The organism is Rhodopseudomonas sp. P1, from assembly GCF_039642825.1.
GTDB lineage: Bacteria > Pseudomonadota > Alphaproteobacteria > Rhizobiales > Xanthobacteraceae > Rhodopseudomonas > Rhodopseudomonas palustris_H.
Genome location: NZ_CP088006.1, coordinates 3,307,665 through 3,320,963 on the forward strand (window position 1 = coordinate 3,307,665; position 13,299 = coordinate 3,320,963).

Sequence of the window (13,299 nt, forward strand, 5' to 3'; positions counted from 1 at the left end):
TGATACAATCAATTTCTGTTTATGCAAGCCGGTTCGTAGTGTTCCCCGCGTTGACGGCCTCACTCTGAGGACCGTGTGCAAGGGGACTTCGGATGCATCAGATACGAAAGAGCTATCAGGCGGGCGTGCGGGAATACCGCGAGACCTATTGGGATCCCCATTACACGCCCAAGGACAGCGACGTGCTTGCTGTCTTCAAGGTGGTCCCGCAGCCCGGCGTGCCACGCGAAGAGGCCGCCGCCGCGGTGTGCGCAGAGTCCTCGACCGCGACCTGGACGACCGTCTGGACCGACCTTCTCACCGACCTCGATTACTATAAGGGGCGCGCCTACGCGATCGAGGACGTGCCGGGCGACGACGAAGCGTTCTATGCGTTCGTGGCCTACCCGATGGGACTGTTCGAGGAAGGCTCGATCGTCAACGTTTTCACCTCGCTGGTCGGCAACGTGTTCGGCTTCAAGGCCGTTCGCGCGCTGCGGCTCGAAGACGTTCGATTCCCGCTGTGGTTCGTGACCACCTGCGATGGACCGCCCCATGGCATTCAGGTCGAGCGCGACAAGCTCGACAAGTATGGCCGCCCTCTCCTCGGCTGCACCATCAAGCCCAAGCTCGGCCTCTCGGCGAAGAACTACGGCCGTGCCGTCTACGAGTGTCTGCGGGGCGGGCTGGACTTCACCAAGGACGACGAGAACGTCAACTCGCAGCCGTTCATGCGTTGGCGCGATCGTTTCGAATTCTGCCAGGAAGCGATCGAGAAGGCCGAGAAGGAAACCGGCGAACGCAAGGGCCACTATCTCAACGTCACTGCGCCGAACATGGAGGAGATCTATCGGCGGGCCGAATTCGCCAAGGAGATCGGCACCCCGATCATCATGAGCGACTATCTGACGATCGGCTGGGCGGCACATTCCAGCCTGTCGCGGTGGTGCCGGGCCAACGGCATGCTGCTGCACGTGCACCGCGCGATGCACGGCGTGATCGATCGCAATCCGCGCCACGGCATAAATTTCCGCGTTCTTGCCAAGCTGCTGCGCCTGCTCGGCGGCGATCATCTTCACTCCGGCACAGTGGTCGGCAAGCTCGAAGGCGACCGCGAAGCAACCCTCGGCTGGGTGGACCTGATGCGCGAACGCTACGTCAAAGAAGACCGCAGCCGCGGACTGTTCTTCGATCAGCCATGGGGTCACATGGCTCCGGTGATGCCGGTCGCTTCGGGCGGCATTCACGTCTGGCACATGCCCGCGCTGCTCTCGATCTTCGGCGACGACGCCGTGTTCCAGTTCGGCGGTGGCACGCTCGGCCACCCGTGGGGCAACGCTGCCGGCGCCGCCGCGAACCGCATCGCGCTGGAAGCCTGCGTCCGGGCCCGCAACGAAGGCCGCGATGTCGAGCGTGAAGGCAAGGACATCCTCACCACCGCGGCGCAGTCCAGCCCCGAACTGAAGATCGCGATGGAGACCTGGCGCGAGATCCGGTTCGAATTCGACGTCGTCGACAAGCTCGACGCGCCGCACCGCTGACCGCCTCCCACTCTTTAGCGCCAACTTTTGGAAGCAACGATCATGACCACTCCGATGAAGGACTATCCGTCCCGTATCTCCGATCCGAACAGCCGCAAGCTCGGCACCTTCTCCTATCTTCCGCCAATGGATGCCGAGCAGCTACGGAAGCAGATCAACTACATCGTCGGCCGCGGCTGGACCGCCGCGATCGAGCACACCGAACCGAGCCACGCTTCCGGCCATTATTGGTACATGTGGAAGCTGCCGATGTTCGGCGAAACCGACGTTGACCGGGTGATCGCCGAAATCGACGAGTGCCGGACGGCCAATCCCAGCCACCACATCCGGCTGATCGGTTACGACAACATCGCTCAGACCCAAGGCACCTCGATGGTGGTGCATCGCGCGCCAATCGCGGTCTGACCGCTCAGGCAGGTCCTTCCAACAAAACGTGGACGTGGGCGCATCACCGCGCATCGCAGACGCGCGCCCCGTCCTCTCCCGGCGCTCTCGGTCTCACCCGAGGCGCCGGTCGCCCCCGAACATGCAGGACAGATGTGATGAGCGAGATTGACAGCGCCTCCTATCGAGTTGGAACTCAACCCTACTACCGCCCGGTCGGCAATGAGGTCGACCTCTACACCGCGGCCTATGCGGCGCGGATGCCGATCATGCTCAAAGGGCCGACGGGCTGCGGCAAGTCTCGCTTCGTCGAGTACATGGCCTGGAAGCTCGAGCGACCGCTGATCACGGTGGCGTGCAACGAAGACATGACCGCAGCCGATCTGGTCGGCCGGTTCCTGCTCGACATTCATGGCACAACCTGGCGGGATGGCCCCCTCACGCTGGCAGCGCGGATGGGCGCGATCTGTTATCTCGACGAAGTGGTCGAGGCGCGCCAGGATACGGTCGTTGTGATTCACTCGTTGACCGATCACCGCCGCACGTTGCCGCTCGAGAAGAAGGGCGAAGTCGTCGAAGCCCACCCCGACTTTCAGGTAGTGATCAGCTACAACCCCGGCTACCAGAGCCTGACCAAGGATCTGAAGCCATCGACCCGTCAGCGCTTTGGCGCGATGGTGTTCGACTTCCCCACTCCGGATATCGAAACGGAAATCGTCGCTCACGAATCCGCCGTCGATTCCACGACGGCCACCAAGCTGGTGGAGGTTGCGCAGCGAAGCCGGAATCTGCGCGGCCATGGCCTGGACGAAGGCATTTCCACCCGCCTCCTGGTCTATGCCGGACGCCTGATCGCCATGGGGATTCCGCCCGCGGATGCCTGCCGCACGGCTCTCGTGCGGCCGCTCACGGATGATCCCGACATGCAGGACACGCTCGACGCCGCGGTCGACACCTTCTTCGGGTGACCTGCGAGGCACGAGAACCAAGGGCAGAAGGCGAACCGTCATGACCATCACGCTCGAAGCAATTCAGGCCGAGCTCGCCCCCGTGGCGCCGGGGCTGTCCGATCTGATTCAGACCGCCTACGGCGATGCGGCGCGGCAGTTGTCGCCGACGGCTCTCGAAGACCTGTTCGAGGGCGCCTGCGGTTTGGCACGCCTTGGCAAAGGCACCGCCGTCGTCGCCGCGTATCTGGACGCGATGCCGATGGTGGCGCGCGAGTGCGGGGAAGACGCGATCCGCGACTGCCGTCTGGCCGTGATGAAGCTCGCGTCGATGACCTCCGGCGAAGTGCTGGCAATGACCTTCGCCAGCCTGCCGACTGCGGCGAGCCGCTTCAGCGATGCCGAACTGCTCGCGGTCTATCTGCAACTGCTGCACCGGCTTGCGGCGCGTGTTCCACGCGGATTGCGGCCGATGCTCAGCCATATCGATGAGCTATTGGACCGGCTGACGCTGTCCGGCCTCCGCGCCTGGGTCGAGTTTGGCGCCGAAGCGCATCAACGCAATCTGGCGGCACAGACCGCCTATTTCGGACTGGAATCCCAGGACAGCCGCGCGGTGATGGAACGCGAGCGCCGCGGCACGTTGTTCGTCGATGTCCAGCGGCGCCTGGCTGCCTATTTGCGCGCGTTCTGGGGCCGCGACTTCCTGCTGCGGCCGACGATCAGCGATCATGAGGATTTCCGCTGCTTCATCGAGGACGGCCGGATGCATCTGCCGGACGCCGCCGACGTGCACGGCACGGTGTCGGGGCTCGACCTGTATCGTGCCATGGCAGCGCATATGGCCGCGCATCTGATCTTTACCACCCGCCCGCCTTCGATCGATGGGCTATCCCCGGCCGAACGCTTCCTGGTTGGCTTTGTCGAGGATGCCCGGGTCGAGCAGCTCACCATCAAACGCTTCCCGGGCCTCGGTCGGCTGTGGCGGTCGCTCATGCCTGGCGATGCGACCCCGCCCAGGATCCATCCCACAATCACGGTGCTCGAGCGCTTCGCAGCAGCGCTGCTCGACCCGGCTGCGAGCAGCAGCGATGCGAAGCTAAATTTGCTCGCGACCCGCTTCCACGCCGCGGTCGAGCATGACCCGGACATTTCGCTCCCGCTGGGGCGCGCGCTGGCCGATCATCTCACCTCGCAAAAGGCGATGCCGAGCCTGCGACTGCTGGAACGAATTCGCCTGCCGTGGCGCGACAACAACCGCTTCTACTGGCAACCGGAGCACTTCGACCGGCTCGAGATGTTCGGTGGTACGGCGTCCGGTCAGGCGCAAATTCGTCGCCGCGTCGGCCTGATGGAGTTCATCAACGAAACAGATGTCGAAAACGCCGGTGAGGACGCCCAGGAGGTCTGGGTGCTCGGCACCGAACTGTTCCCGTACGAGGACGACGGCGTTTCTTACAACCAGCGCGAGGGCCGCCCCCAGATCTCGGCGCCAGTGCACTACCCGGAATGGGATTACCAGATGCAAACGCTTCGCCCCAATTGGGTGATGCTGCGCGAGCACCCTGCCCCACGCGGAGCGCCGGTGTTGATCGACACCATGCTGGCAGAGCAGAAGGCGGTCGGGCAGCGGGTGCGTCGCATCGTCGATCAACTTCGTCCGCAGGGGCTGCAGCGCGTGCGGCGGCTGGAAGACGGTGAGGAGCTCGATCTCGGCGCCGCGGTCGACGCCATGGTGATGCTGCGTCTCGGCTGCCAGCCGGATGCGCGCATTACGATGCGCAACGTGATCCATCGCCGCGATCTCGCAGCCTTGATTCTGATCGATCTGTCGGAGTCGACCAACGAACTGGTGCATGGTTCGACCCGCACCGTGATCGACCTGACCCGGGAAGCCTGCGCCCTGCTGTCCACCGCGATCTCCGGGATCGGCGACCCGTTCGCGATCCATGGGTTTGCTTCCAATGGGCGACACGACGTGCGCTACATGCGCTTCAAGGATTTCGACCAACGGTTCGATGCGGACGCAAAGTCGAAGCTCGCCGGCATGTCTGGCGGACTATCCACACGGATGGGTGCGGCGATGCGTCATGCCGGACGATATCTCGCGCAGCGGCGCGAAGGTCACCGGCTGCTCCTGGTGATCACCGATGGCGCGCCGGCAGACGTCGACGAACGTGATCCGCAACATCTTCGGATGGATACCAAGAAGGCGGTCGAAGATCTGCGTGCCGACGGCATCCTAACCTATTGTCTCAGCCTGGATCCGCTGGCCGACCGCTACGTCGAACGGATTTTCGGTTCTGGCGGCTTTGCCGTCATCGACCAAGTCGGCCGTTTGCCCGAGAGACTCCCGGCCCTGTTCGGGACCATCACGCGATGACCGCTAGGACGTCCGCGGCTGCAGCCCTATCCGTTTATGCCCTTCCTATGACGTAAGGCCACCACTGCTCTCGTAATCCTACGATGAAATGACGACCTTTCCGTCGTGGCCGAAGCGCCTTCGAAAGACGAGTCGGACGACAACCGTTACGAGCGCAACAAAGAGCCTCCCATGCAAAACATCGAACCTCCCTCGTGTGGCGTTGAACAGAACATCGTGCTGATCGGCAAAGACGGGCTAAACCGCTGGGTGGCCCGCGAGCAGAATGGACGGTTCGGCGGCCTGTTCGTGAGCCGGGCGCACGCCATCAAGTTCGCTCTGTCCCAACTTGGACAGAGCCCTCATGCCATCGTCGACATTTCCCATCCCGCAATCCTCGACGTCTTCACGCCATCTGGAGCCACATCGATCGTAGCCAAACTCGCGGCCTGATCGATGCCTAAGCTCTGCTCCACAGCCGACTGGCTGGCCGGCTACATCCCCGATCTGCCAACGCCGTTCGACGAAACCGGCGACCTCGACTTGGCCTCGCTCGCCCGCTTGATCGAGCGCGCGATCGGTTCGGGCGCATCGGCGCTCGTGATCTGTGGCGCCGCCGGCGAGGCATCCACACTCTCACCGGCCGAGCAGACGGCCGTTATCAGCGAGGCGGTGAGAATTGCAGGCGGACGGATCAAGGTCATCGCCGGCGCCGGCTCGAACGCGACCTGCCAAGCGATCGAACTGGCCGCGCATGCGCGGTCTGCCGGTGCGGATGCCGTTTTGTCGGTTGTCCCCTACTACAACAAACCGACGCAGGACGGCATTCAGGCGCACTTTGACGCGATCGGTCGCGCCATCGAGCTTCCGATTTTGCTGCACGATCTGCCGTCTCGCACCGCTCGTCCTCTGGCGGACGACACGCTCGTGCGTATCGCACGATCGGGTCGGTTCGCAGGCGTGGTCGACGGCTCCGGCGACATCATGCGTCCGCTTCGGCTGCGGTCGCGGCTGCCGAGCGGCTTTCGAATGTTGTCCGGAGACGACGTGACGTCCTTCGGATTCCTCGCGAGCGGCGGCGACGGCGCTGTCTCAGAGGTGGCCAACATTGCATCCGACCTTTGCCGCACCATTCATGCCTATTGCCGCCAAGGACGCTTGCAATCGGCGCGTTATCTGGAAAAGCGCCTGCTGCCGCTGGCATCCAGCCTCGGTCAGGACTCGACTGCGTCTCTCAAATACGCGCTGAATGTGCTCGGCCTGATCCGGCCCGATACGCGGTTGCCGATTGTCCCGCCGGCCGGCGCCCCGGCCGCACATGTTGCCGCCGTATTGGCGGCGATGGCCGACGAGGATCTCGCCGAACCGATCGACGCGTAAGCGCGAGATCCTGGCGCCCCATACAGTAACGCTTCACGCGCGCGTCAACACCTGGAACGCCGCGGAGGCATCCGCGGCCGCTCGCAGCTCGCGTGCAATCATCTGTTGACGCAGATGCCGCGCCACCGAGGCCAGCAGCGTGAGCTGCTCGCGGCTCGAGGCCGCCGGCAACAGCAGAAGAAACACCAGGTCGACCGGTTTGCTATCGATCGCATCGAAATCGATCGGCCGCTGCAGGCGCGCAAACAGACCGAACGGTTGCGCCAATTCGTCGAAGCGCGCGTGGGGAATCGCGACACCGTCACCGACGCCGGTCGAGCCGAGACGCTCGCGCTCCAGCAGCCGCTCGGACAGCAACGCCTGCGGACGATCGACCGCCTTCGACGCGATCGACGACAGTTCACTGATGAGCTGCCCCCTGTCGGAGCAGCGCAACCCCACGACGACGTGCGCCGGGAGCAGAATATCCCCAATAACCATAGCGTTTCCGAGTGGATGTTGTTCTAGTTCGGTGCCTTCAGGCGGTAGCCGATCCCAGTCTCCGTCAGCAGGTACTGCGGACGCTCGGGATCCGGCTCGATCTTCTGCCGAAGCTGGCGAACATAGACTCGCAGATACTGCGCGTCGGTGAGTTCGTCCCACAATTCGTGCAGGAGAAACTTGTGCGTCAACACCTTGCCGGCGTGTTGCACCAGAACACGCAGCAGATCGTATTCCTTCGGCGACAGTTTCACGTCCTTGTCGGCGAGCTTGACGATCCGTCGCACTAGATCGACCGACAGATCGCCAACGCGAAACACCGGGCGCTCGCCCTGCACCTGAAGCTGATGCCGCAGCGCGGCGCGCAGCCGGGCGAGCAGTTCGTCCATGCCGAATGGCTTGGTGACGTAATCGTCCGCGCCGAGGTCCAGCGCCTCGACCTTGCCGGCCTCATCGCCGCGGCTCGACAGCACGACGATCGGAACGGCTTCGCTGCGCGCGCGGATTTGCCGGAGTAACTCGTGGCCGGGCAGATCGGGCAATCCGAGATCGAGCACCACCAGATCCGGCGGCGTGTTCGCCATCGCTTGCAGCGCGAGCTTGCCGTTGCTGGCTTCGATCACCTCGTAGCCTTGGCTTCCGAGACCCATCCGCAGAAGCTTCCGGATTGGCGGTTCGTCGTCGATGACCAGAACTTTAATCGCCATGGCACTCACGCTGCACTGATCAGCGCATCGCGGCGCGATGCGACGGGAAGACGGATGGTCATCGCGGCACCGCTGCGATCGGCGCGATTGCCGGCCGACAATCGCCCGCCCATCGCTTCGATGAACCCGCGTGCGATCGCCAGGCCGAGGCCGGTGCCGGGCCTGATATGATCGCCTTTTCGCACACGATAAAACTTGTCGAACACGGTTTCCAACTCGCCGGGCGGAATTCCCTCGCCTTCGTCGCGCACCTGCAGCTCGACGAGGCCGCCGCTCTGCGCGGCCCGAAGCTCGATCGCGCTGCCTGTCGGCGCGTACTTCGCTGCGTTGTCGAGCAGGTTGAACAGCGCCTGCTCGAACAGCACGGGATCGACCTCGATCATCGGCAGATCCTGGCCGAGGTCCAGTTCGACCGTATGCTGAGCGAGGATCGATGTGGCGCGGCGCAGCGTGGCGCCGACCAGTTCGCCGAGATCGTGGGCCGCGCTGTTCGGCACGACGGCACCGGATTCGAGCTTGGTCATGTCCAGCAGATTGGCGATGAAGCGGTTGAGGCGTTCAGACTCCTCGACGATGGTGCCGATCAGCTCGGTCCGCTGCGCGTCGCTCAGGTGCGGCGCCAGATCCCGCATCGTCGTCGCCGCGCCGAGCACCGCGGCGAGCGGAGTCTTCAGATCGTGCGAAATCGAGGTGAGCAGCGCCTGCCGTAACCGGTCGGACTCGGCATCGCGCTTGACCCGGTCCATGTCCTCGACCAGATGCACACGCTCGATTGCGAGCGCTCCCTGGTCGGTGAGCGCGTCGAGCAGCCGCCGCTGGTCCGGCGTCAGCAACGGCCCGGCGCGGTCGTCGTCGATCCCGATCACTCCGATCGGCCCTCGTCCGGTCCGCATCGGCAGAAACAGCCGCTTGGCGCCGGGCAAGGTGTCGGAGCCGCGCCCCGCCACTCGATCGTTCTCCCACGCCCAATTCGCCGCCGCCAGATCTGCCGGATCGAGCTGATCCTCCGGCGGATAGCCGGCCTTGACGGCGATGCGGCCTTGCTCGGGGAGCAGCAGCACGACACGCACCTTCAACATCAGCGCGATCTGATACGCGGTCGCCCACAGTACGTCGTCGAGTGCTGCGGTGCCGGCAAGCTTGCGGCTGAAGGCGTAGAGCGACTCTGTTGTCCTCACCCGCTGCGCTGCGGCGGTCGCCTGGGCACGAACGCGCCCGGCGAGGTTCGAGACCAAGATCGCGATCAACATGAAGAAGAAGAACGCGACGATGTTGGTCGGATCGGTGATGGTGAAGGTGTAGACCGGCGGGAGAAAGAAGAAATTGTAGCACAGCGACGCGACGACGCTGGCGAGCAGCGACGGTCCCAGCCCGTAGCGGACCGAGACGCCGACGACGGCAGTGAGAAACACCAGGTCGACGTTCTCGATGCTGAAGAACGGTTCGATCAGCTTGGCAACGCCGAGCCCAATCCCGACCAGCACCAGGGCCATCGGATACGGCCACGGGTTGAACGGCTCGGTTCCCTCGGCCGGCCGCAGCGAACGGGTCTGGCTTTCCTCGATCGAGACCGCAGTCCCGGTCATGACGTGGATCGAGATGTTGCCGGAGCCGCGCACCAATTCGTGGACTGTCGAGCCACGCAGGGCTTCGTACCAGAACGATCGCGGCGCCTTGCCGACCACGATCTGGGTAATGTTGTTGGCACGCGCGAATGCCAGGATGTCGTGCGCCAGGCTGCGATCACCGCCGGGAATCGCCAGCGCCTCGCCGCCGAGCGCCTCGGCCAGACGCAGCGTATCGGCGAGCCGGTCGCGCTGCTGTTCGGTCAGCGACAGGCTACGGCGCGTCTCAATGTTGATCGCCGTCCATGGCGCGCGCAGACGATCAGCAAGCCGCTTGGTGTAGCGGACCAGCCCCTGCGAGCGCTGATCGTCGCTGACGCATACCAGCACGCGTTCGCCCGCTGCCCACGGCCCGGCGATCGCATTGGCCTGCATGTGCGACAGCAATTGCTCGTCGACCCGCTCGGCGGTACGCCGCAGCGCCAGTTCGCGCAGCGCCGTCAGGTTGCCCGGTGAGAAGTAGTGCTCCAGCGCGCGCTCGGCCTGCTTGGGCACATAGACCTTGCCCTCTTTGAGGCGCTGGATCAGATCGTCCGGCGTCAGGTCGACCAGCTCGATCGCATCCGCGCGTTCGAACGCCGAGTCCGGCACGGTCTCGCGCACTCGGACCGTGGTGATCTGCGCCACCACATCGTTCAGGCTCTCGATGTGCTGAATATTGACTGCGGTGTAGACGTCGATGCCGTTCGCCAGCAGCTCCAACACGTCGAGATAGCGCTTGGGATGGCGGCTGCCCGGAGCATTGCTGTGCGCCAGCTCGTCGACGATGGCGAGCTGCGGCCGCCGGGCGAGCACCGCATCGAGGTCCATCTCTTCGAGGACCTGCCCTTTGTAGGGAATGCGCCGGCGCGGGACAGTCTCCAGGCCAGCGAGCAAGGCCTCGGTCTCGGCGCGGCCGTGGGTCTCGGCGTAGCCGATCACCACGTCGACCCCGGCCTTGGCGCGGGCGTGCGCGCTCTGCAGCATCGCGAAGGTCTTGCCGACACCCGGAGCCGCACCGAGGAAGACCTTCAGCCGGCCCGTGCCGGGCTCCTGCCGCCTTGCCTGTTCAAGCAAGGCGTCCGGAGATGGTCGCGAAGGCGGCTCAGCGCGCGGATCTGGCATGGGCAAAATATATCCGACCGCAGCGGACTCGCCTAGCAGCGTGCGTCAGCGCGGCACCGCCGCGTCGAGCGCCAGATTGAGCTTCAACACATTGACCCGCGGCTCGCCGAGCACGCCGCCGAGCGGCTGCTGCACAGAGGCTGTGACCAGTTTGCGGATTTGCTCCTCCGGGACGCCGCGCGCTTTGGCGACACGCGGCACTTGAAACAACGCGCCCTCCGGCGAGACATCCGGATCGAGACCGCTGCCGCTCGTCGTGACGAGATCGACCGGGATTGCGGCAGCTGGGTTCTCCGCCTTCAGCTTGGCCACGTCTTCACTCAAACGATCCGCCAATGCCTTGCTGGTCGGGCCGAGATTGGAGCCGCCGGAGTTCGCTGCATTGTACGGCGCCGGGATCGTCTTGCTGGCGTCGGCAGGATCGGGTGCGACAGTGGCCGAGGGACGGCCGTGGAAGTAGCGGTCCTCCTTGAACTCCTGCCCGATCAGCACCGAGCCGACGACCTGGCCTCCCCGCTCAACCAGGCTTCCCTGGGCCTGATACGGAAACAGCACGGTGGCAATGCCGGTGACAGCAAGCGGATAGGCCAGACCGGTGATCATGGTGAGCGCCAGCAGCGACACGACAGCGGGGCGAACTTGCTTCAACATGACGACTTCTCCTCACACCAGATGCAGGGCCGAGACGGCCAGATCGATCGCCTTGATGCCGACGAAAGGCACCAGGATTCCGCCGAGGCCGTAGATCAGAAGATTACGCCGCAGCAGCGCCGCTGCGCCGACCGGGCGATACGAGACACCCTTCAGCGCCAGCGGGATCAGCGCGATGATGATCAGCGCGTTGAAAATGATCGCCGACAGGATCGCGCTCTGCGGGCTGGCGAGATGCATGACGTTCAGCACGCCGAGCTGCGGATAGAACGCCAGGAACATCGCCGGGATGATGGCAAAGTACTTGGCGACGTCGTTGGCGATCGAGAAGGTGGTGAGCGCCCCGCGGGTCATCAATAGCTGCTTGCCGATCTCGACCACCTCGATCAGCTTGGTCGGGTTGGAGTCGAGATCGACCATGTTGCCCGCTTCGCGCGCCGCCTGCGTGCCGGAATTCATCGCCACGCCGACATCGGCCTGCGCCAGCGCCGGCGCGTCATTGGTGCCGTCGCCGCACATCGCCACCAGTTTGCCCTTGGCCTGCTCGTCGCGGATCAGCCTGAGCTTGTCCTCCGGCGTCGCCTGAGCGAGGAAGTCATCGACACCGGCTTCGGCGGCGATCGCGGCGGCGGTCATCGGATTGTCGCCGGTGATCATCACCGTGCGGATGCCCATCCGCCGCAGCTCGGCGAAGCGTTCGCGGATGCCGCCCTTGACGATGTCCTTGAGCTGAATGACGCCGAGCAGCTTGCCGTCACGCGCGACAGCAAGCGGTGTGCCGCCGGCTTTGGCAATCTCGTCGGCGATCGCCACCAGCTCTTGAGCGCCCTCCACATTGGAGACTGTCTCGATCGCGCGCGCGGTATTTCCCTGGGTGGTCGCCACGCCGGGGACGGCCGCGACGGAGACCAGGATGGAGTCGACGGCCCCCTTGCGGATCGACGATCCGCCGATGTCGACACCGCTCATTCGCGTCTGCGCGGTGAACGGAATGAAGTGGGCCCCCAACTCCGCCAGATCACGTCCGCGAATGCCGTGCTTCTCCTTGGCCAGCACCACGATCGAGCGGCCTTCCGGCGTCTCGTCGGCGAGCGATGCCATCTGCGCAGCGTCGGCAAGATCGCGTTCGCTGACGCCCCGCACCGGGCGGAACGCGGTCGCCTGGCGATTGCCGAGCGTGATGGTGCCGGTCTTGTCGAGCAGCAGCGTGTCGACGTCACCTGCGGCCTCGACGGCACGGCCCGACATTGCAAGTACGTTGAAGCGCACCAGCCGGTCCATGCCCGCAATGCCAATCGCCGACAGCAGCGCGCCGATCGTGGTCGGGATCAGCGTGACGAACAGTGCCACCAGGATCACCACGGAGATCTGCCCACCCGCATAGGCCGCGAAGCTCGGGATCGTCACGGTTGCGAACACGAAGATGATGGTGAGCCCGGCAAGCAGAATGTTCAGCGCGATCTCGTTCGGGGTCTTCTGCCGCTCCGCGCCTTCGACCAGCTTGATCATCCGGTCGAGGAACGAATGGCCGACTTCCGCGGTGATCCGCACTACGATCCGATCGGAGATCACCGTGGTGCCGCCCGTCACCGCCGAGCGGTCGCCGCCGGATTCCCGGATCACCGGCGCGGACTCGCCGGTGATCGCCGCCTCATTGACCGAGGCCACACCTTCCACCACCTCGCCGTCGCCGGGGATCACGTCTCCGGCTTCGACCAGCACCAGATCGCCGACCGCGAGATGCTCGGCCGCGACACCTTCATACAGCTCAGTGTTGCCCTGCATCAGCAGCCGCTTCGCAACGGTCCCGACGCGAGTTTCGCGCAGCGTATTGGCCTGCGCCTTGCCGCGCCCTTCGGCGACCGCTTCGGCAAAATTGGCGAACAGCACCGTGAACCACAGCCACAGGATGATTTGGCCGGTGAACCAGAGATCCGCGCTGCCGGTGACCAGATCCCGTACGAACAGCACCGTGGTCAGCGCCGCGACCACTTCCACCACGAACATCACCGGATTCTTGATCATCACCCGAGGATCGAGTTTGGCGAGCGATGTGCCGATCGCCGGCAACACGATCTTCGGGTCGAGCAAGGTCGATGACTTGCCGCGTGTCTTGATTTGAACGGCATCCATTGCAGT

11 protein-coding genes are annotated in these 13,299 nt (G+C 64.6%); 6 read left to right on the forward strand and 5 right to left on the reverse strand.

From position 1 onward, the window contains the following. Positions 1–92: 92 nt before the first annotated feature. The 6 genes from LRC39_RS15325 to dapA all read left to right on the forward strand — a co-directional run bounded on the left by LRC39_RS15325 (position 93) and on the right by dapA (position 6,593). Positions 93–1,520, forward strand: a complete 1,428-nt coding sequence (locus LRC39_RS15325) for a form I ribulose bisphosphate carboxylase large subunit (RefSeq protein ID WP_264052506.1) — start codon at positions 93–95, stop codon at positions 1,518–1,520. Between the two features lie 42 nt (positions 1,521–1,562). Further along, positions 1,563–1,925, forward strand: a complete 363-nt coding sequence (locus LRC39_RS15330; RefSeq protein WP_107357535.1) for a ribulose bisphosphate carboxylase small subunit — start codon at positions 1,563–1,565, stop codon at positions 1,923–1,925. A gap of 137 nt (positions 1,926–2,062) precedes the next feature. Then, a complete protein-coding gene (locus LRC39_RS15335) occupies positions 2,063–2,872 on the forward strand; it encodes a CbbQ/NirQ/NorQ/GpvN family protein (RefSeq protein ID WP_264052507.1) in 810 nt (269 codons plus the stop codon). Between the two features lie 40 nt (positions 2,873–2,912). After that, positions 2,913–5,234, forward strand: a complete 2,322-nt coding sequence (locus LRC39_RS15340; RefSeq protein WP_346294861.1) for a nitric oxide reductase activation protein NorD — start codon at positions 2,913–2,915, stop codon at positions 5,232–5,234. Between the two features lie 105 nt (positions 5,235–5,339). Beyond that, complete coding sequence (locus LRC39_RS15345; RefSeq protein ID WP_346294862.1) at positions 5,340–5,666, forward strand: hypothetical protein; 327 nt, start codon at positions 5,340–5,342, stop codon at positions 5,664–5,666. Between the two features lie 3 nt (positions 5,667–5,669). Next, positions 5,670–6,593, forward strand: a complete 924-nt coding sequence (gene dapA, locus LRC39_RS15350; RefSeq protein WP_346294863.1) for a 4-hydroxy-tetrahydrodipicolinate synthase — start codon at positions 5,670–5,672, stop codon at positions 6,591–6,593. Between the two features lie 33 nt (positions 6,594–6,626). Here dapA and LRC39_RS15355 read toward each other — a convergent pair whose 3' ends face one another. Genes LRC39_RS15355 through kdpB form a run of 5 tightly spaced genes read right to left on the reverse strand, consistent with a single transcriptional unit; the run spans position 6,627 to position 13,293 of the window. Next, on the reverse strand, positions 6,627–7,073 hold the full coding sequence (locus tag LRC39_RS15355) for a PTS sugar transporter subunit IIA (protein WP_264073708.1): 447 nt from the start codon (positions 7,071–7,073) through the stop codon (positions 6,627–6,629). 23 nt (positions 7,074–7,096) lie between these two features. Continuing rightward, a complete protein-coding gene (locus tag LRC39_RS15360) occupies positions 7,097–7,789 on the reverse strand; it encodes a response regulator transcription factor (protein ID WP_107355964.1) in 693 nt (230 codons plus the stop codon). Then, positions 7,786–10,509 (reverse strand): sensor histidine kinase KdpD, encoded by a 2,724-nt coding sequence (locus tag LRC39_RS15365; RefSeq protein WP_346294864.1) that lies wholly within the window; start codon positions 10,507–10,509, stop codon positions 7,786–7,788. Before LRC39_RS15365 ends, LRC39_RS15360 begins: the two co-directional genes overlap by 4 nt. A gap of 45 nt (positions 10,510–10,554) precedes the next feature. Beyond that, on the reverse strand, positions 10,555–11,160 hold the full coding sequence (locus LRC39_RS15370) for a K(+)-transporting ATPase subunit C (RefSeq protein ID WP_346294865.1): 606 nt from the start codon (positions 11,158–11,160) through the stop codon (positions 10,555–10,557). A gap of 12 nt (positions 11,161–11,172) precedes the next feature. Beyond that, complete coding sequence (gene kdpB, locus LRC39_RS15375; RefSeq protein WP_346294866.1) at positions 11,173–13,293, reverse strand: potassium-transporting ATPase subunit KdpB; 2,121 nt, start codon at positions 13,291–13,293, stop codon at positions 11,173–11,175. Between the last annotated feature and the right edge of the window lie 6 nt (positions 13,294–13,299).

What these genes read in the sequence shown, in the direction of transcription:
- LRC39_RS15340 (WP_346294861.1), top strand. Translation starts at nt 2,913, where the DNA reads ATGACCATCACGCTCGAAGCAATTCAGGCCGAGCTCGCCCCCGTGGCG.
- LRC39_RS15365 (WP_346294864.1), bottom strand. Translation starts at nt 10,509, where the DNA reads ATGCCAGATCCGCGCGCTGAGCCGCCTTCGCGACCATCTCCGGACGCC.
- LRC39_RS15370 (WP_346294865.1), bottom strand. Translation starts at nt 11,160, where the DNA reads ATGTTGAAGCAAGTTCGCCCCGCTGTCGTGTCGCTGCTGGCGCTCACC.
- dapA (WP_346294863.1), top strand. Translation starts at nt 5,670, where the DNA reads ATGCCTAAGCTCTGCTCCACAGCCGACTGGCTGGCCGGCTACATCCCC.
- kdpB (WP_346294866.1), bottom strand. Translation starts at nt 13,293, where the DNA reads ATGGATGCCGTTCAAATCAAGACACGCGGCAAGTCATCGACCTTGCTC.
- LRC39_RS15330 (WP_107357535.1), top strand. Translation starts at nt 1,563, where the DNA reads ATGACCACTCCGATGAAGGACTATCCGTCCCGTATCTCCGATCCGAAC.
- LRC39_RS15355 (WP_264073708.1), bottom strand. Translation starts at nt 7,073, where the DNA reads ATGGTTATTGGGGATATTCTGCTCCCGGCGCACGTCGTCGTGGGGTTG.
- LRC39_RS15335 (WP_264052507.1), top strand. Translation starts at nt 2,063, where the DNA reads ATGAGCGAGATTGACAGCGCCTCCTATCGAGTTGGAACTCAACCCTAC.
- LRC39_RS15325 (WP_264052506.1), top strand. Translation starts at nt 93, where the DNA reads ATGCATCAGATACGAAAGAGCTATCAGGCGGGCGTGCGGGAATACCGC.